This is a genomic window from Providencia sp. PROV119 (assembly GCF_028482435.1).
Classification (GTDB): domain Bacteria; phylum Pseudomonadota; class Gammaproteobacteria; order Enterobacterales; family Enterobacteriaceae; genus Providencia; species Providencia stuartii.
Genome location: NZ_JAMPQL010000001.1, coordinates 56,456 through 76,679 on the forward strand (window position 1 = coordinate 56,456; position 20,224 = coordinate 76,679).

A 20,224-nucleotide genomic window follows, 5' to 3' on the forward strand; every position below is an offset into this window, starting at 1 on the left:
TATTCATTTGCAGCATCAGTGACCAGAGTCTCTGAAAGAGATATTCCCTGTCAGCGTAACAATTTTTCGGTACACTACGTAAATCAAATAGTTAATAGTAGCTAATGTAATGAATAAATTAACAGAATATTATGATGTTGTCGTCGTTGGTGCGGGTATGACTGGTGCCGCCGCGGCTCTTGGGTTTGCTCAAGAAGGGATGCGTGTTGCATTACTGGAAAAAGCAGAGCCAACCGCTTTTGACGCCAATAGTGCTCCTGATGTCCGTATTTCTGCCATTAGCCGTTCCTCTGTCGATTTACTTAAACAGTTAGGTGCTTGGCAACATGTTGAAGCAATGCGCAGTGCGCCTTATCGACAACTTGAAACATGGGAAGAAGAAGGGAGCAACGTTGTTTTTGACGCCCATGACTTAGGGTTGCCTGAACTTGGTTTTATGGTAGAAAACCGAATATTGCAGCTGGCTCTGTGGCAGGAGTGTGAAAAATACGCCAATCTTGAACGTATTTGCCCCGCTCAATTACTGTATCTTTATCAACCTAAAGGCCAAAAAGAGTGGGTAGTCTCTCTGGATGATGGGCGTGAGCTACAAGCGAAATTAGTCATCGGTGCGGATGGCGCAAACTCCCAAGTACGTAAATTAGCAGGAATTGGCAGCCGTGGTTGGCAATATCGCCAGTCTTGCATGTTGATCACCGTCCAAACAGCAGGGCCGCAGCAAGATAAGACATGGCAGCAATTTTTCCCGTCAGGCCCTCGGGCATTTTTACCGCTTTATGATCATTGGGCCTCGCTGGTGTGGTATGACAGCCCAGCCAAAATCCGCCGATTACAATCAATGTCGATGGAGCAACTGACTGGGGCGATTACGGAAGCTTTTCCTGAGCGTTTAGGGAAAGTCACCGCATATGCTTCCGGCGCATTTCCGTTGACACGCCACCATGCGAATCGTTATGTGATTGAGGGGCTTGCGTTGGTTGGCGACGCCGCACATACCATAAACCCACTGGCAGGACAGGGGGTTAACCTAGGCTATCGAGATGTTGATGTTTTGCTGAAAGTGGTTACACAGGCAAAAGAGTACCTTGAACCTTGGTCTTCCGTAGAGGTATTAAAACGCTATCAACGTCGACGCTTGCCAGATAACTTAGTCATGCAAGCGGGGATGGATGCATTTTATATGGCATTTAGTGAAACGCTACCCGGCTTGAAAATGTTAAGAAACCTTGGTCTTATGGCTGCTCAACGTGCCGGTGAAGCGAAGAAAATCGCATTAAAATACGCATTAGGATTATAAATTTCATCCTAAATAACCTAAGTTGCGGATAGAAATTGCATTAATGCCCAAGTTGCGATTAGAAAGTTTGACGAGAACCTCAATAATCGCAAAAACTTGGGCAATGATTAATGTTGAAAAAATACACACCGACTCAAAGTCGTATGGATGATTACAGCGCAGATGATATGCGCTGTAATGACTTGAGCAGTAACCAACTTATTTGCAGTTAACAAATACGCTGCTTATTTTTTGCTAATATCCACCGGTTTTGGTTGGTCAGCTACAACATCAAAATTTTCTTCAGTAATAATTGAATCAATGCTTTCGCCTTTTGCGGCAAACGCATTGGCTAATTTTTCAGTATCTAACTCTTTTTCCCAACGGGCAACGACGATACAAGCACAAGCATTACCCACTAAGTTAGTTAGTGCACGACACTCAGACATGAAACGGTCGATACCTAGAATCAAAGCCATACCTGCAACAGGAATGCTTGGCACCACCATTAGAGTCGCTGCCAAGGTAATAAAGCCAGCGCCTGTCACACCTGCTGCGCCTTTAGAACTGATCATTGCAACCAGTAACAGTGAGATTTGTTCCCAAATAGTCAGATCAATATTTGTCGCTTGAGCAATAAACAGTGCGGCCATGGTCATGTAGATGTTGGTTCCATCAAGGTTAAATGAGTAACCTGTTGGGATAACCAAGCCAACTACGGATTTTTCACATCCAGCATGTTCCATTTTTCTCATTAAGCTAGGCAATGCGGCTTCAGACGATGAGGTACCTAATACTAGCCATAGTTCATCTTTAATGTATTTGATCAGTTGAATGATCGAAAAGCCATTATATTTAGCGACAGCACCAAGCACTATCAGAACGAACAGTAATGATGTGATATAGAAGGTCATAATCAGCATCATTAAGTTGCCGATTGAAGAAATACCGTACTTACCTATAGTAAATGCCATAGCTCCGAATGCACCAATAGGAGCAAGTTTCATCAGCATGGCAACCATCTTAAAGACAGGCTCTGAGAAGTTTTGCAGTAATTTAACGATAGGCTCGCCATGCTTACCCGTTGCAGCAAGAGCCAAACCAAAAATGACGGCAATAAACAGTACTTGCAGAATATTACCGTTAACGAGCGGGCTAATAACGGTATCAGGAATGATATTCATTAAAAAGCCAACAATTGAGGATTCATGGGCTTTTTCTACATATCCTGCCACTTTACTGCTATCGAGTGTTGCTGGGTCAATGTTAAGCCCCGCACCGGGACGAATGATATTCGCGACAATTAGGCCGATAATCAGTGCGATAGTCGAGAAAGTGATGAAATAAAGCATCGCTTTCCCTGCAACGCTACCAACCGCCTTCATATTGCTCATACCGGCTATACCAGTAACAACGGTTAAGAAAATAACAGGTGCGATGATCATCTTAACAATTTTAATGAAAGCATCACCGAGTGGTTTTAAGGATTCTCCAATATCAGGGAAAAAGTGACCAAGTGCGATACCAAATAAAATGGCAACAATAACTTGGACATAAAGGATCTTATAGAGTGGTTGTTTTATAATGTTTTGCATAAATCTTCTCTGTAAAATATTGCATCACTGCAAATTATAATTATTAGGATTTGAGAACGTTTTTATTTTGGGAATGATAGGTTGGATGAAATTTGAGTCATGGCAGAAGGCAGAGTGCTCCTGACGCCATTAACCGAGTCTAACCAAAATTCACGCGGAGATTATCACTATTATTAGTTACGATAAAATGATTAAAGTCACATATTCGATAATGAAGTTATCTAAAGGTAAATAAAATTAACTAAGTGTTACTTTTCGAAGCTAAGTGATAAGTGTAGATGACTATTCGAAAGTCAAAAATAGAGAAGTAAGATGAGATGATACAAAGAGGTCAAACAGGGAGTAGCAAGCGTCCAGAGCAGGCGTAGCCTAATCTTGAGATACTTTTCTGTACTGATAAGCGGAAAAGAGAAAAGATATCCATTTAGGCCATTTGGCTCATTATTCTTTGTAGTTATTAGTTATAACAAAAAGTTCAATTCACTGAATAAAGCCATCGTCTATAAGGTTATCATAAACATAGCTTATCCAGTGAATTGAATACGTGATTATAGCAGCTCAACAATACCTTTTTGACCGTCGACTTTAACACGCTGACCATTTTTAAGCGTATTCATCACACGACGGATACCCATAACCGCCGGTAATCCTAATTCGCGAGCGGTTACTGCGCCGTGAGAAAGCGGGCCACCACTTTCGGTGATAACGCCATTTGCTCGATAAAAAAGTGCTGTCCATGCAGGATTGGTGGTACGAGCAACCAAAATCGCGCCTTGAGGGAATTGGGCAAAATCTTCAGGCCCATGAACTAAAAAGACTTCACCTTCAACGGTGCCTGCGCTGCCAGCTAACCCTTTTAGGGATGACCCATCGTCTTCGGTTTCTTCTGATATTTCGCCATAAACCCATTGTGGTGTTGTACTTCTAGCCTGTTCATAGCCTGCTTTGTTGCTGCTTATATGTTGGCGTAATTCGCTAAATGCTTGAGTAGTTTCAGCGTTAATAGCGTCTGCTAACTGCTGTTCTTTCGCAAAATAGATATCCGAGGCTTGATCAATGACACCGCGGATCACCAAGCGCTCACCTAGGGCATGTAAGCCCCGGCGCATAGGTAAAGCCAGGCGAGTGGTTTGGTAATGCTCTAAATCATCTAATGCAGTGTATACCCGTGCCAACCTAATTAACTCTTGCATAAAATAACGCAACTCTTCTGGCGTTTGCGAAATGATCTCAAATTCGGTTTTTGACTGAGCAATTTTTTTACTTAACGCATCGCTGGTTTGTCCATCATTTTCTAAATCCGCCATTGCGCTTATTTGTGTAAGAACAATATGAGGGGCATCTAGCCATGTAGGGTGGTAGGCATCAAAGTCCATTTCACGATGACCATGGTTAGTTAAAAATGCGGTAAATTCAGTGAAAAAGTCGGGATGCGCTTGCTTCAATGTATCCATAATTGAACCTGCATCGATAGCTTTTAATAGCGCAAATAATTTCGCATCATGGCGAACAAGGCGTGATAAGCTCCATAATTCGTTATTCACTTGCCCTGTTTTGGTCTCTGACATTGCAATTAGACTATCAAGTGTCTTATGAGCTAACTGTTCATCCCCTTGATAAAGCATTTTCAGTAAGGCGATTAAGGCTGCGTATAATGAGCGTTGAGTAAGTGAAATCGCAATGTTCGGTAAAAAGTAATCAGAGCCTAATTTATTGATCCTTTGTATGTAATCCCACAGTTCACTCAATTTTTTCTCTTGGAGAGGCTCTTGGTTAAGGGCGCCAATTCCAATCAAATATCGGTCGAGGTCTCGCATCCAAGTAATAGGTAGCTCTTGTACCCATGCAAATTTACGGGCAATTTCAGGCAATGAAGATAAGAGAGTGGGTAAATCATTCATCATTGATGTAGGAAGACGGTTATGGTAAAGCGCAACGGCGTTTTGGTTACCATAAATATAATAATCTTTCATCGTGAACCATTTACCATTAAAGGAAGGTAGCCCCATTAAATTTAAACTGTAGTTCAAAGAGGCATGGAAACCCGCCTCACACATATCCCATGTCAAAGGTGTGATTGGATTAGGGAAACGTTCTGCCGACTCGTCGCGTGTCCAAATTGGGGCAATTTGAGTCACATTACGTGATTGTAATAACCATAATTGTTGGTCATGAAATGCCCACTCAATATCTTGAGGGAACTGAAAATATTGCTCTGCACGAATGGCGAGCTCGGCGACTGCTTGGCACTGTTCAGAAGTTAGTGTTGTTTGATTTTTGGCAGGGCTCACTAAAGGGAGTATGTCCGTTCCCTTATCAGTCATAACAATTGCACGCTGCTTCTCGGCGATTTCTTGGTGAACGATTTGCAAGGAATCGCGATCAACTTGGTATTCATCAATAGGCTCTTCACCACCAACAACGGTTTCTCCTAATCCAAAGGCAGCGTTAATCAGTACAGATGATAAATTACCCCGTACAGGATCAATTGAGAAGGCAACCCCGGCGGCTTCATTTTCACGTACGTCTACCATACGCTGTAATACAACCGCCATCGCGGCATGTTGATGGGGTAACTGTAAATGTTGTCGATAAAGCATGACATGGGTATGCCAAAGGGAAGCATAGCATTGGCGGATCGCATCATGAAGCGACGGGAGATCGCGTACGCCTAAAATAGTATCGTGTTGGCCTGCAAATGCGGCTCTTGGCATATCCTCTAGTGTCCCTGAAGAGCGCACAGCCAGAGGAACATGAGTTAATTGACTATCATGTAAGCGGGTTGATAACAGGGTGGTCAGGCTATCAGGTAATGGCGCCGAGAGTATGAGTTGTCGGATAGATTCGCTGGCATTTTGTTCATTGTCAGGGTGTTGAGCAAGGAGTGAACTAATTTGTCCAAATAAAGGGGAAATGAATTGCTTGTAGGCTTCGCAAGAGAGGATTAAGCCGTCAGGAACAGGGAGGGCTTGGATTGTTTTTGCCAAACTAGCCCCTTTACCACCACTGATAGCAATATCTGCCGCTTGAGTATCATTTAGACTATAGATGAGTTCCATTTTCCACCTTCTTTTTCTTAAATAGGAAATGCAGTACAAGTAATGCCAACAAAGCACCAACAATGACGTCGATACCGTAATGGTAGTGAAGATAAACCGTTGCAACAATGAGACCTGCTGCTAAAGGGGTTAGACACCATGCGATTTTTCGGTAGCCTGTTTTGAATAAAAAACCAACGATATACAGGGTGATCCCTGTGTGTAAGCTTGGGAAAACATCCATTCCAGTGATCCCTTTTTCCACCATACCCGTCAGAAAAAGGGTCATTGCACCATTGTGGACAGGGTAAGTAAATAATGTCGGGAAAGCACCGTATGGCCCGACAGCAGGCAAAATGAAATAGCCAATAAATCCAAAAAAATACATCAACATTAAGCCCAAAAAGTAATGCTCAGAGGTGTTTTTTTGGCGTTGTAAAAAGAAAAATAGAGCACTACCAATAACTAAAAAGTAAAAGCTGAAATAACAAAAAGCAATTAACTCACTGAACCATGGGGCTTGAAGAGCGATCATATGCTCTGGAAGGCTTTTATTAAGCCAAAGATAACAGTCTATGGTGTATAAGAGATGATCCGCGCTCCATGAATAAAAATGAATTCGAATGGCTTTAAACAGTGGGAAGATGGACCAGCAAGCGATAAGTTGTAATAAACCTACCCAATAGAAACGCGGGGATTGCCATTTGGGAAGTTTGCTACAGGCGACTAATAGGATCCAAAAGATGCCGCCAGTGAGTACCGATGGCCAAAGAGTCTCTGTCAGATCTGAGCCAAAAACCCCAATGCACCCTAAAAGCCAGATAATAAATAATTGAATGGCAAATAGCCGATTAAATAAATGTAGATAGTGTGTTTTTAGCATGGAGCAGAGCCTTTGTATTGAATAATTTTATAACCAATAAAGGCACTGATAAAACTCGGAATAAGTACCGTAGGCCAGATGAAGGTAAAACAAGCAAGTAAGGGTAACCAAACTAAACTGGCTAATCCTCCTCCTAATATTTTAAAAAAAGTGATGGTGTTACGTGCATCGGCATAAGTCGCTGCAAACCGAGAGGCCAGTAAAATAGGAATAAAGATAAACATTAAAAAGAAGCCAAGCCAACGCCAAGTTGTACTGTGAGTTGAGGGGCGAGCGTCGGGAAGTAATTGGGGTGTTGGGTTGTGTTGGTAACGTAAAAATGCCTCTGCATAGGAATCGCCTTGCATGAAAGCGTGGCTAGCATACTGTTCAGCGTGTTTAAAGGTTTCTTCATCAGGGCAATTAACGGAAACATCATCCAGAGATTGTGAGATTTGAGTATGGATGCGTTTTTCCCATTCGCGATCGGACTCTTCATTTTCTTGGGCAGTAATCTGGATTGGTTTGCCAACATAGATTTCGGCATGACTCGCAAAGCGGTCGGGCATGGCATAAAACAGCCCTAATGGCACGATATTAAATTCAATCTGTTGAGAGAGTAAAGTGCGAATGATCCGTGCTGCACCACGTTGATAAGGCAATGGTCGGTGGCCCCATTCACTACTTCCCTCTGGGAAGAGAAACAGTGAGCCTCCTGCTTTGAGATGCTCAACACCCGCATCAACCGGGTTTTCGAAGCTGCTTGCACTGATCCCTAAACGTTCTTTATCTTTTTTGCGTACGACGGGAATACCCGTGAAATAAAGGCGCATGATAAAGCTATTGAGCAGTTGGATGGATGCGAGTGCTTGCCCCAGTGGAGAGACTTTTAAGGTTAAATAGCCATCAAAGGCACTGTTGCGATGACTACACAAAAAGAGAGTTGGTTTATTAGTTTGCTGTAGTGGCACATGACCGACAAGGGAACAATTTGGGTAGTATATGCGACGAATAGTTGATGAAACTATGCGGTAATAAAGGGGCAATGGCTTCCCTGCAAGAACTAAAGGTACTTCTTTATTTTGACCCATGAGACTTTTTTACCTTTGTGTATACCTGAAAAACACACATAAAATTCGAATAATCAATCTTGCCAGTGTCACATTAAATTGCGACATCATAAGTGTTTAGCTGTTTATCATTATGTATGTTTATCTACGGATAAAGTTATATATGAGCTCACTTAATACATATTTGAGATAAGTCCGAACGGAAAGCCATCTTAATCAGCACGCTTTTTGATTTAATGTCGCAATATCAAAAGCGAGCGTGCGTAAATTAGGAATATGTCCAACTAATCCTCGGTGAGTACGAGCTTGATTAATAAACACATAATTTTCACCTAATGGCGGTGTTTCTGTTTCACATAAAATGGGGTGCTCCCATCCTTTAAGTAAACCATCGATCGGAAGGTGGTCATCGCCTTTGGTGAGCGCCTGTTCAACTAAATTAGGGTAGTGCTTTTGTATCGCTTTTGCGTTCAAAAATAGTTGCCCTTGGTCATAGACGGCGCATTTGACTGTTTGATGGTTATCACTCAAAAACCAGGTTTGAGAAACTGACTGTTCGGCGGCATGGCGTACAGACACACATTGACTAAAGGCTTTTGCACTCATTAGGTTATTTGCTAGCTCTTCACGTAGGTGTTCCGTGGAGGCAGAGATATTGGCTGTGGGCGAGCGATAAGGGCCGAGAGAGAAGCTTTTCCAGCATTCTTCATCATAAATATCAAATTCTTCGACTAGATTACCTTTTTTATCTATGACTTGAGGAGAGCTAGGAAGCAGCTGGTAGGCACTAGGGCAACTGGCAATATCATCAGCAGAAAATCCATGAAAGAGTTTCCCTGCTGGGTAATACCCCGATTGAATCAAGGCTAAAGATTGAAATGTTCCAACCCAAGGAGGACCAAAAGCATACCATTTAGCAATGCTGTCGCGATTTTTTTGTGTTGCCGATTGTTGTAGATAGTAGCGGATCGCACAGTTTGATGATGAATGAGCAATCAGTAATATTTTTTGTTGCTCCCCATAACGTTGTTTTACTTGATGGATTTTGGCGTCAAGTTGAGCGGCTAAATGGCGGTGATCTGCACGCCAATCATATGCAAGGAAAAATAGGTCAATACCATCGCGATAGCCTAATGCTTTTTCTAAGAGCTGCTTTAACGGTGCGGTGATTAAATTCTCGATTAAACCAGGAATAACTGAGAAGCTGTGTAGTTGTTGGACACCAATATGAGCAGCGGAGTCCGTATATTGATAATGATTCTGTCGAATTAAGCTACGATAGTCTCCCCAAATTAAGGTTTTTTTTTGCCTATCGTATAACTGACTTCCTAAAATACCTGGTAGGTAAATAATGGGCAAATTCAGTGTATGGTTAATTAATCCAGCATGACGCAGTTGTTTTGCAATGGCTGCTATCTTAATCGCGTAATAAGCCCGATTTAACGGCATAATTCACATCTCTTATTGAAAACATGAAAATGAGAAAAGTGCTAATTAGAATGAGAGTAAAATAAAAGTTAATTGCACTTTTCCAGATTGTAATATTCGTTTTTCTCTTCTATTTGTTCGTTTACCTATGCGCGAAACTGGATTGGTATCACTAAGAAGTTGTAGAGCTGCTCGGGCATACCGTTCGAGCAATTTGAAATATCTTTTATAATATACTTTTTTCAGGTGTGATAGATATTTTGTGTCATTTCAGTAAACACATTAAAAAGGAATGATGCATGGCACAATCTTTCATTTTCGGTAAAATCCTAAAAGTATTTTAAGAGGATAGTATTTTGACTTCATTGATTAAATAACGCAATGACGCCACATTATCTGCGGAACCTGTCGAACAACAAGCCTAGTGAAGCTCATATGGGGAATGTTGGAGTAAAGACCTCATGTGACATAAGGCTGCTTTCGAGTCTCAACAAGTGAGAAAGCACCAAACTAAGATATTGAATAAAATTGACTACGAGCACACACTTCTTTTATTTTCGGCACAAGCCATTCAAATAGTTACTGAAAAATTGAGAATACTGATCGGCTCTTTTTTATCTTTAATGTATTACTGTGAAATATTGTCAAATGTAATACCGTAAATGTTAATCTTCTTTGTTATTAAAAAATAGGAGTGTGAAGGATAGTGTTAAGCTCATTGTTTTTTTACTCGTAAAAAAGAGTTATGATAATTACTTGGAAGTAAAAAACTAATAATATGCAGAGGGATTATGAAAAAGAAAATATTAGTTTCGATATTAAGCCTTTTATTAATATCAGTTACGGGGTGTAATGATTCTAATGAAAGCTCAAATACCACTCCATCTCAGAAAAATAAAGCAGAACAATCTGAGTCAAAACAGAAAAACACTAACTTCAATGAAGCTAAATTGGCCCAAAAGATTGAAAAAGGTAATTTATGGACATATGCCATTGAGGAGGAATTTGGCAATATAATAAGGAAAAAAACATCAGTGATATCAGGTGGTTTAAATCCTAATATTTTAAATAATACAAAAAGTGTATTAGATTCATTCAGTTCTGATAAAAATATGACACTTAACCTTCCGGCTTTTAAAGCAATTGATAACAAAACGGATCTAAAAAATAGGGCAGAAATAAGTGGAAGCTTACTGTCATTGGACATTACTTTTTCAATGCATTTCAATAATTCAGAACTAAATAATATCAAAGAAGCATTTGATTATATGGCGACGCTTTCCCCAGAGATCCCTGAATTAGATGCTGCAGGTATTGCTTATGGTAAAAGTTATGTTGATTTATATGAAAAAATGATAAAATTAGGTGATTATGCCATTATCAAAAAAACATATCGTTTAGATGATTATGCGCAAATGCAAGTGTTATACGACGATGCTAAAAAAGCCTACATCAAACTTATTGATGAAAAAGAAAAATTAGAAAATGCATATGAAAATTATTATCAAGATATGCATGTTGAAGAGCTTAAATTAGTGAAGGAAAAAGGCTTAATTATTCGTTTTCAAATTATGAACTCATTGGATCTACTGTCTAATACTATTGAGTCAATGGAGCCAGAGAAAATTGATTTGAAAGTACTTTCTGATGAAATTGCTAAAATTGAAGCTGAGTCAGTCGAGTTAGAAAAATTATTCGGCAATGAAGTGTTACTCAATAAAGAAAACATAAAAAGCTCAGATTATGCAGTTAAAGAATATTTAAGAAAATATCAACAAATTGTTATCGAATTAAAAGTGTTAGAGAAAAAAGCTAAGGAAGGCAAGAATGTGTCGAATGATATTGATACGATTTTTATAAACTATGAATCCTTGATAAAGGATTATAATTCATTAATAACAAAATAATAAATTTTTAATAGAAATGTTAATTGGGCTAACTCAGTTTTGAGCTAGCCCAACGAACTAAGTATTAATATCATCAGTGTTAATTCTTAACGGAAAATTATTAAGATAAATCAAAGGTCGTGAGATATCACGGGAGAAACAATTTTGTAATGAGTCAATGATTTCTCATTAAAACGTGTCAATAATGCTACTTTGTTATTACCTGATAGGTATGCGGATAAAATATAGATATTTTTGTTTTCTGCGAAAAATGCTGACATACCAAAGGGAATGGCTACAGGGTTTTGCTGTTAGATGATTTCTTTCTGGTGTTTGATATACAGCAAAAGGCGTTAGAGTAAGTCAAAACTATTGTACCTAATAGTCTGGTGAATCAATGGCTCCCTAGTTAGCTTAGCTAGCCAATAAGCGCTGAGGGCTATCAAACAAAATTAAGCATCTTTTTGCTCTAAGAATAAGCGACTCAGCCGCGACTATCCGCGTGCGCCAAAGCAGTGGCAACAGAAGCCACAAGAAACGCTTTATACGCCCCATCCTATATAAAGTGAAAGAAGACAGCGGCGATGTGAAGAAAGCTGCTTAAACTGCTCTCGTTTCAAATTTAAAAGGTAAGCAGCTCTACCTCTATGAAAGTGGGGGGGTAAATTTATGGTTTTCTGTGGTGATTAAACGGCAAATTCTCGGGGTAAGCGATCTCCTTATTGCTCGTGTCGATGGGCTAATGGGCTTTCTTGAAGCATCAAATAGCCTCTATCCTCAAGCAAAGCACTATGCCGCTTAAAACACTACGATGTGTTTATGGTAGGTTTGAAACCTGTTTATTGAGCTAGATGAACAGGAGAATAAATCAGGCAATAAGATTTGGTTATAGGGATGACACTGTAATGGATACACTGTCTGATTATTTTTGTTTCTCTGAAAATATCTCAAGGTCATCTATACGATAGGTGCTGTTCATCGTTTTGCCGCTGACGAACACTAAGTGGGTATACGGAACGAAAATAGTATCTGAAATGGCTGTACATTGGTCTACTTAAGGCTCAGAAAAATAGATGATGCAAACCTGTAACTGAGCTTGAGTGATAAATGAAGTTGTCTCTTTTGAGAAAGTATAAGGGATAGCCCAAAGGTATATTAGGTGAAAATTTTACTTTGAAGTGGAGTAGGGGGGAGAGATGGCTGGGGTACCAGGATTCGAACCTGGGAATGCCAGGATCAAAACCTGGTGCCTTACCGCTTGGCGATACCCCAATATATCAGATTTTTTATCCCTAGTTAGGGATGGTGCGGGAGGCGAGACTTGAACTCGCACACCTTGCGGCGCCAGAACCTAAATCTGGTGCGTCTACCAATTTCGCCACTCCCGCAAAACATGGTGGCTATGACGGGATTCGAACCTGTGACCCCAACATTATGAGTGTTGTGCTCTAACCAGCTGAGCTACATAGCCATGTCATACAGTAAAACTGCTTTTTTAACTTCACTGCATGGGATTCAAGACAACCTACGAAGAGGAGAAGATGGCTGGGGTACCAGGATTCGAACCTGGGAATGCCAGGATCAAAACCTGGTGCCTTACCGCTTGGCGATACCCCATCCGAGGATGTCTTCTAAATTCATTAATTTAAGATGGCTGGGGTACCAGGATTCGAACCTGGGAATGCCAGGATCAAAACCTGGTGCCTTACCGCTTGGCGATACCCCAATCTTAAATTCAATAACCGAGAAGGAAATGGTGCGGGAGGCGAGACTTGAACTCGCACACCTCGCGGCGCCAGAACCTAAATCTGGTGCGTCTACCAATTTCGCCACTCCCGCAAACATGGTGGCTATGACGGGATTCGAACCTGTGACCCCAACATTATGAGTGTTGTGCTCTAACCAGCTGAGCTACATAGCCATCTTTTTTGCATTACCTTCATCGGCGTTGCGGGGCGCATTATGCTAATTACAGCTAAGACAGTCAACTGCTTTTTTCACTATTTTTGTGAAAATGCGTCCGTTTGTTTGATGAATAATCATTTTGTCGATAAAGACAGCAAAAAACAAGTCATTCATCGAAAAAACTGTGACATGTCACATGAGAGTAATTGTATCCATCTTAATATGTTGGGATGCCAAACTAACAGTGAAATGGTGATCCAAAAGATCTATCAACGCACGATTTGCCTGTTTTTGGCGTTAAGGAAAAAGAATCTAATCCAGAGCAAAAACCAGAAATGGAGCAACAGTTTCTGGTTTTTGCTGGTGGGATTGTGAGATCAGTTATCAAGGAGTTTTTGGAGCAATTCCCCATTGAGCATAGCGCGTTTTGTTAAGGCGAAGGCGCCGATTGCCGAGGTATGCACTAATTGTGAGGTAACTACCGGTAAGTTTTCACGGAACTCTTTGAGTGTTTGGGTATCGATACAACTTTGGATAGCTGGCAGTAGGACTTGCTCGGCTTCCGTAATATCACCTGCAATAACCACCTTTTCAGGGTTAAACAGGTTGATTGCGATAGCAATGGCTTTACCGATTTGGCGGCCGACATGCTGTATCACCTCTGTCGCCAGAGGGTCATTTTTATTTGCAGCTTGGCAGATATGCTGTATAGAGCAACGTTCTAGTGTGAGTGAGCTAGTAAAACCTTGTTCTAAGCGCTGTTGAACACGGTTTTCAATAGCTTGATTTGAGGCGATAGTTTCGAGGCAACCAAAATTACCGCAATGGCACAAATCACCTAGAGGGTCCACTTGGATATGACCGATTTCACCGAGGTTACCACGGTGATTTAGTAAGATTTCATTATCAATGACCAGTCCGGCACCTGCACCGCGGTGGATCCGAACAAGTAGCGAGTCTTTGCAATCTTTTGTGGCTCCAAAGTAGCTTTCTGCTAAGGCAAGGCTACGGATGTCGTGCCCAACATAGCAGGTAATTTTGAAATGAGCCTGCAAATTATCAATAAGGTGCCAGTTATCCACTTTAATGTGTGGCATATAGTGAACAATGCCGCTGTGTGGGCTAACGAGGCCGGGTAAAATGACTGAGATGGCTATAAGCTCTTTAAGACGGCGTTGATTGAGCGCAATAAAGTCTTCTATCGCTTCAATCAGTTTTTGCTCTACCGCTTGCTGAGAAGGCGCTGAGATTGGATAGTGGGCATCGACAAGTAGCTTGCCGCTTAAATCATAAAGGGCGATAGTGGCATCATAACGACCTAAGCGCACACCTATCGTATGAAAGTTTTTATGCTCTGATACGATAGATATGGCACGTCGCCCCCCTGTAGAGGCTTGCTGGTCGACTTCTTTAATAAGGCCGCGCTCGAGTAGCTGACGAGTAATTTTAGTGACACTTGCGGGGGCAAGTTGGCTCTGCTCTGCAATTTGGATGCGAGATATAGGACCATGTTGGTCAATGAGGCTATATACCACGGCACCGTTGAGTTGTTTTACCAGATCAATATTACCAATTTGCTTTAGCGAGTGACTATGGTTCATCAGCTATATACTCATTTTTTGTAGACTTCCTCTCCGTTGACATAGGTTGAAAGGATTTGGAAGTCGTGGTTAAACGCAGTTAAGTTCGCAACTTTACCCGGCGCGATAGACCCTAAGTGGGATTCGACGCCAATCGCTCTAGCGGGGTAAAGTGTTGCCATTCTTAATGTTTCATCTAATGCGATACCGACATGTTCTACCGTATTTTTAACTGCTTCAATCATGGTTAGTGACGATCCACTGAGGGTTCCGTTCTCATCAACACATAATCCATTCCGGTAGTATATGGTTTTGCCTGCAAAGATAAAATGATCCATTTCACCAGTTTGAGGATCAATACCAGCAGGCGCGGTAGCGTCCGTAACTAAAACTAATTTATCACCTTTCAACCGTTTACTGTTACGAATATTTGCCCATTGTACATGAAGACCATCTGCGATAATGCCAGCGTACACTTCTGGAGTATCATAAATTGCCCCTACTAAACCAGGTCCGCGACCTGAAATATATGGCATGGCATTAAAGAGATGGGTTGAGAAACGGATACCCGCTTTAAAGCCGAGGCGCGCTTCTTCGTAAGTTGAATTTGAATGGCCCGCAGAAACGATAATGCCAGCATTGGTCAATTGGCGAATATAAGACTCACCCACGATTTCCGGTGCTAAGGTGACCTTGGTAATCGCATCTGCATGAGCGGCTAAATAATCAATCATTTGCGCAGAAGGCTGACGAATGAATTCAGGATTATGCGTGCCTTTTTTCACGATGTTGATATAAGGGCCTTCTAAGTGTAGGCCGAGCGCTTGATGACGATGTGTTTTTAAGTACTCCGTCATCACTTCTACACCATGCTTCATCAGTTCATCGGAACAGGTAATTAAGGTTGGTAGAAAACTTGTGCACCCAGAACGCTCATTGGCTTTTTGCATTATCTCCAGATGCTTCAATGTCACATTTTCTTTGTTATCATTGAATTGGACGCCACCACAGCCATTGACTTGTAAATCAATAAAGCCGGGAGAAAGAATAGCACCTTGTAAATCGTGCTGCTCGATATCAGAGGGAAGTTCATCTAATGGGCAGATATCTTTAATAAGAGCACCATCTATGATGACAGCATGGTTATCTAATCTTTCATGACCTGTATAAATAATACAATGGGTTAATGCGTACATGGTATTTGGCTCCTGACTTCTGGAGAGATAAAACATCGGGTCACCGACCTGCTTCCACAGGTCGGGTGATCGAATGATTATGAGTTAAATTTTTCGATAATGTCAGATTCTAGCTGCGTAAAATATTTGAGTGTTTTTACTTTTAGCTCAAGCGTTGCGGGTTCATCACAGACGATCAATGCTTTTTGGTGCATTTGCACACAACTGATAGTCCATAAATGATTGACTGAACCTTCAACCGCAGCTTGAACGGCGTTGGCTTTGTTGGCACCCGTTGCCAATACCATCAGCTCTTCCGCATCCATTAATGTTGCGACACCTACAGTAAGGGCAAACTTCGGTACTTGATTGACATCATTATCAAAGAAACGTGAGTTAGCGATGCGCGTCTCGGGGGTTAATGTTTTGATACGAGTACGAGAGCGTAATGATGAGCCGGGTTCATTAAAGGCAATATGACCATCATTACCGACACCACCCATAAATAGATTAATTTTGCCATAAGACTTAATTTTATCTTCGTAGCGTTGGCATTCAGCATCCACATCCGATGCGTTACCATTTAGCAAATTGATATTTTCTTTTTGAATATCAATATGGTTAAAGAAGTTTTCATGCATAAAAGTATGGTAACTTTGCGGATGATCTTCTGGGATACCCACATATTCGTCCATGTTGAACGTTACAACATGTTTAAAGCTCACTTTGCCTGCTTGATACAACGCGATAAGCGCTTTGTATGTCGCAAGCGGAGTTCCACCGGTCGGCAAACCTAAAACAAAAGGGCGCTCGGCTGTTGGGTTAAAAGCGTTGATTTTATCTGCAATATATTGTGCAGACCAAATCCCAACGTCGTGAGCAGTTTTTAGTGGGAGAAGCCTCATGATACTTTACCTCTAGTAACAGTCTGTTAATTCTATGAAATCTGAAAGATCGCCATACTCTTTATGGCTTAAGTTACATGACATTTGTTGCAAATCAGCGATTGTACTCAATCGCCAGCATGTAACTTTGCTATTTTGAGTTGCTATGCCCCTGACTTTTTATTAACTAACTATAGGAAATTTCAGGGAGTATCGATTCTCTATTAGCTATACAGCTAAATCCAGTAGATAAGTTATTTTTAATCATAAAATAAGCTTTCAATAATAGCCACTAATTTAGGTGGATAATGAAAATTATCATTGACATTTATCACAAATCGAACCTATTTATTTTGTATCGCGAAAAAATTCATCTAGACTATGAAATTGCTACACTCAGACACCTAAATTATTATTATGGTGTATGAACAATAAGATCCTGTGAATGGGGCAATAATAGGGCTTTAAAGGGGGAGTTCGTGAATATTCTTAGCTACTTACAGCGGATCGGCAGGGCATTGATGGTGCCTGTGGCTGTACTGCCAGCCGCCGCAATCCTTATGGGGATTGGATATTGGATTGACCCAGATGGGTGGGGCGCCAATAGTGCAATCGCAGCGTTACTTATTAAATCAGGCGCAGCTATTATTGATAATATGTCTGTGCTGTTTGCCATTGGTATTGCCTATGGTATGTCGAAAGATAAAGATGGTGCAGCGGCGCTGACAGGGTTTGTGGGGTTCTTAGTGGTGACAACGCTGTGTTCACCAGCTTCTTACTCCATGATTATGAATGTTCCGCTTGAAAACGTTCCTGCTGCCTTCAATAAGATTAATAACCAGTTTGTGGGTATTCTGGTCGGTGTGCTCTCGGCTGAGCTGTATAACCGTTATAGCGGGGTGGAATTACCTAAAGCGTTATCATTCTTTAGTGGACGTCGTCTGGTTCCAATCCTGACTTCTTTCTTAATGATTATCCTTGCTTTCATTCTAATGTACGTATGGCCAGTCGTTTATAATGCATTAGTCTCATTCGGTGAAAGTATCAAAGATTTAGGTTCAGTGGGCGCAGGTATCTATGCCTTCTTTAACCGTTTATTAATCCCAGTTGGTCTGCACCATGCCTTGAACTCTGTATTCTGGTTTGACGTTGCAGGTATTAACGATATTCCTAACTTCCTCGGTGGCGCGAAGTCAATTGAAGAAGGTTTAGCGACGCCAGGCATCACAGGACGTTATCAAGCTGGTTTCTTCCCTATTATGATGTTTGGTCTACCAGGCGCTGCTTTGGCTATCTACCATTGCGCTCGTCCTGAAAATAAAGCCAAAGTTGCAGGTATTATGCTTGCGGGTGCTTTTGCTGCCTTCTTTACAGGTATTACAGAGCCACTTGAATTCTCATTCATGTTTGTGGCGCCTGTACTGTATGTGATCCACGCCTTATTAACCGGTATTTCTATCTATATCTCTGCCACAATGGAGTGGATCTCAGGATTCGGCTTTAGTGCAGGTTTAGTGGATATGTTACTGCAATCACGTAACCCTCTTGCGCTACAATGGTGGATGTTGATTGTTCAAGGTCTCGTTTTCTTCTGTATTTACTATGTTGTTTTCCGTTTTATGATCACCAAGTTCAAACTGTTAACGCCAGGTCGTGAAGTGAGTGCAGGTGATGAAACAATTGACGGTTATGATGAAAACTTGAGCTCAGCTGATAGCACAGATAGTGATATTCAGAAAGAAGCCCGTCAATATGTCGCAGCTGTCGGCGGAAGTGACAATATTACAGGTATCGACGCATGTATTACTCGTCTTCGCTTGAATGTGAAAGATTCCAGTATTGTTAATGATGCGATGGCTAAACGCCTTGGTGCCTCAGGGGTTATTCGTTTGAATAAACAAAGCGTGCAAGTCATTGTAGGTACACGTGCTGAACTGGTCGCATCGGCGATGAAAGAAGTGATTGCGAAAGGCCCAATTGCAGCTTCTGCTTCAGCAACAGAAACTGAAAAAGCCAAGATAGCCGAGCCTGTGAAAACAAAAGGTGAAACAATTCTTTCACTGGTAGCACCTGTCAGTGGTGAAGTGTACTCCCTTGATGATGTGCCAGATGAAGCTTTTTCTAGTCGTATCGTTGGCGATGGTATTGCCATTAAACCAACCAGTGATGAGGTGCTTGCACCAGCATCAGGAACCGTCGTGAAAATTTTCGAAACTAATCATGCGTTCTGTTTAGAAACAGAAAATGGTGTTGAGTTAATTGTTCACATGGGTATCGATACTGTTGCTCTAAAAGGTGAAGGTTGTGCGCGTTTAGTGGAAGAAGGTAGTGAAGTGAAAGCCGGTACACCAATTCTGAAGTTGGATATCGCTTTCCTAGAAGCTAACGCTAAATCGATGATCAGCCCTGTTATTATCAGCAATATCGATGATTTTGCTGGTGTTGAAATTTTAGCTAACGGAAATGTGACCGCGGGTGAAACCGTGATCTACAACGTGCTAAAATAGTGGTTTGCTAATCAGTTATTGACAGAGTCAAAGGGAGGCGTAAGCCTCCCTTTTTTATTTATATACTCAGGGCTATATAAAGGCTGCCACTATACTTCGTCGTTGTCTTACTGAAGGGGCGATACTCACCGCGCAAAGTCGCTATTATGCGTATGCGATTTCGGATTTAAAGAAAAGTTTTGATTACAGTATCGCAATAAACACAGAAGAATCGATAACAGAAGCATTGAGCTATTTTTCAATGCTCCATGCAAAACATCATCGCAAAGTGGCCTTATGGTCATTAATTCAAGATAAAATCACTAAGTTATGGATAATTAACAACTAATTTATCTATAACAATAAAGTATAGCCGAAACCATACTGCAAATTGGCGGCTTGATTTGGCATAAGAATAATATCCCAACTATTCTTATGCTCTTCACGTGACAATGAGACTACTCATGACAGTCAGCATCGCAGTGACAAACCGGAAAGAAACATTTTTCACACATAAAATAGGTATCAACCATTAAATTTCCTTATGTTACCTTTCTAATTGATAACATACAACACAGCCTTGAATGCGCCAACATGGCTTCTTAAGTCCGTCTTCACTCCAGATTATTTCATTCTGTTACCTTACAATACATTTTATGTCTAATTCGGCTAGTGAATAATGCTCATTATGCGTATTTGTGACTACATAAGAGAAATTGATGAAAATAATTGCTGACTTAATCCTTAATTCCTATAATTTGAGCACTATATTTAGGATATGGACGTTTAGATTCAAGCGGTCCATCAATTGCATTCATCATTTGATGGGCCACGGGTTATTTTTAAGTGCCATTTTTTATTAATTTGGATTGATTTGTCAGGACAGTATTAGCGTATTTTAACCTTATGAGCCTTGGGTGACGGCTAAGGGCGGTAGCGTATCAAAACATCAGAAATGCTTTACTTTCCAAATTTGAGTGAATATATCACCTCGCCGCCGAATTGTTTCGGGAAAATGAATCATAATGCCAATTGCTTT

The 20,224-nt window shown here is 41.1% G+C and carries 12 protein-coding genes and 7 tRNA genes; 4 read left to right on the forward strand and 15 right to left on the reverse strand.

Going from position 1 to position 20,224, the window contains the following annotated elements; genetic code table 11:
• Positions 1-109 precede the first annotated feature (109 nt).
• Positions 110-1,297 (forward strand): 3-demethoxyubiquinol 3-hydroxylase, encoded by a 1,188-nt coding sequence (ubiF, locus tag PSF11_RS00270; protein WP_053110333.1) that lies wholly within the window; start codon positions 110-112, stop codon positions 1,295-1,297.
• A 110-nt stretch (positions 1,298-1,407) separates the two neighbouring features.
• Positions 1,408-1,509 (forward strand): DUF3289 family protein, encoded by a 102-nt coding sequence (locus PSF11_RS21205; RefSeq protein WP_071599641.1) that lies wholly within the window; start codon positions 1,408-1,410, stop codon positions 1,507-1,509.
• A 12-nt stretch (positions 1,510-1,521) separates the two neighbouring features.
• Here the strand turns inward: PSF11_RS21205 and PSF11_RS00275 are convergent, their stop codons facing one another.
• From PSF11_RS00275 to PSF11_RS00295, 5 genes are all read right to left on the reverse strand, one after another.
• A complete protein-coding gene (locus tag PSF11_RS00275; protein ID WP_004917663.1) occupies positions 1,522-2,871 on the reverse strand; it encodes a dicarboxylate/amino acid:cation symporter in 1,350 nt (449 codons plus the stop codon).
• 548 nt (positions 2,872-3,419) lie between these two features.
• A complete protein-coding gene (locus PSF11_RS00280; RefSeq protein ID WP_072502902.1) occupies positions 3,420-5,930 on the reverse strand; it encodes a PEP/pyruvate-binding domain-containing protein in 2,511 nt (836 codons plus the stop codon).
• The gene (locus PSF11_RS00285; protein WP_072502903.1) at positions 5,914-6,792 is read right to left on the reverse strand and encodes a phosphatase PAP2 family protein; all 879 of its coding nucleotides are present in this window, start codon (positions 6,790-6,792) and stop codon (positions 5,914-5,916) included. The genes PSF11_RS00280 and PSF11_RS00285 overlap by 17 nt, the downstream gene beginning before the upstream one ends.
• Positions 6,786-7,862, reverse strand: coding sequence for a lysophospholipid acyltransferase family protein (locus PSF11_RS00290; RefSeq protein WP_004917668.1), 1,077 nt, complete (start codon positions 7,860-7,862; stop codon positions 6,786-6,788). The genes PSF11_RS00285 and PSF11_RS00290 overlap by 7 nt, the downstream gene beginning before the upstream one ends.
• Before the next feature lie 195 nt (positions 7,863-8,057).
• On the reverse strand, positions 8,058-9,290 hold the full coding sequence (locus PSF11_RS00295) for a lipase/acyltransferase domain-containing protein (RefSeq protein ID WP_072502904.1): 1,233 nt from the start codon (positions 9,288-9,290) through the stop codon (positions 8,058-8,060).
• Positions 9,291-10,060: 770 nt separating this feature from the next.
• Between PSF11_RS00295 and PSF11_RS00300 the strand changes: the two genes are divergently transcribed.
• Entirely contained in the window at positions 10,061-11,176 is a 1,116-nt protein-coding gene (locus tag PSF11_RS00300) for a DUF3829 domain-containing protein (RefSeq protein ID WP_004917671.1), read from the forward strand.
• Between the two features lie 1,176 nt (positions 11,177-12,352).
• Here the strand turns inward: PSF11_RS00300 and PSF11_RS00305 are convergent.
• From PSF11_RS00305 to nagB, 10 genes are all read right to left on the reverse strand, one after another.
• Positions 12,353-12,427 (reverse strand) — tRNA-Gln (locus PSF11_RS00305).
• A 31-nt stretch (positions 12,428-12,458) separates the two neighbouring features.
• A tRNA-Leu gene (locus PSF11_RS00310) sits at positions 12,459-12,543 on the reverse strand.
• A 6-nt stretch (positions 12,544-12,549) separates the two neighbouring features.
• Positions 12,550-12,626, reverse strand: a tRNA-Met gene (locus tag PSF11_RS00315).
• A 71-nt stretch (positions 12,627-12,697) separates the two neighbouring features.
• A tRNA-Gln gene (locus PSF11_RS00320) sits at positions 12,698-12,772 on the reverse strand.
• Positions 12,773-12,806: 34 nt separating this feature from the next.
• Positions 12,807-12,881, reverse strand: a tRNA-Gln gene (locus PSF11_RS00325).
• Positions 12,882-12,909: 28 nt separating this feature from the next.
• A tRNA-Leu gene (locus tag PSF11_RS00330) sits at positions 12,910-12,994 on the reverse strand.
• A 5-nt stretch (positions 12,995-12,999) separates the two neighbouring features.
• Positions 13,000-13,076 (reverse strand) — tRNA-Met (locus PSF11_RS00335).
• Between the two features lie 361 nt (positions 13,077-13,437).
• Entirely contained in the window at positions 13,438-14,661 is a 1,224-nt protein-coding gene (gene nagC, locus PSF11_RS00340; RefSeq protein WP_004917681.1) for a DNA-binding transcriptional regulator NagC, read from the reverse strand.
• Between the two features lie 11 nt (positions 14,662-14,672).
• Entirely contained in the window at positions 14,673-15,836 is a 1,164-nt protein-coding gene (gene nagA / locus PSF11_RS00345) for an N-acetylglucosamine-6-phosphate deacetylase (protein WP_036943497.1), read from the reverse strand.
• A 77-nt stretch (positions 15,837-15,913) separates the two neighbouring features.
• A complete protein-coding gene (nagB, locus tag PSF11_RS00350; RefSeq protein WP_004917685.1) occupies positions 15,914-16,720 on the reverse strand; it encodes a glucosamine-6-phosphate deaminase in 807 nt (268 codons plus the stop codon).
• A 458-nt stretch (positions 16,721-17,178) separates the two neighbouring features.
• On the opposite strand from nagB, the gene nagE reads away from it, so the two are divergent.
• The gene (gene nagE, locus PSF11_RS00355; RefSeq protein WP_014657737.1) at positions 17,179-19,206 is read left to right on the forward strand and encodes an N-acetylglucosamine-specific PTS transporter subunit IIBC; all 2,028 of its coding nucleotides are present in this window, start codon (positions 17,179-17,181) and stop codon (positions 19,204-19,206) included.
• The last annotated feature ends 1,018 nt before the right edge of the window (positions 19,207-20,224 follow it).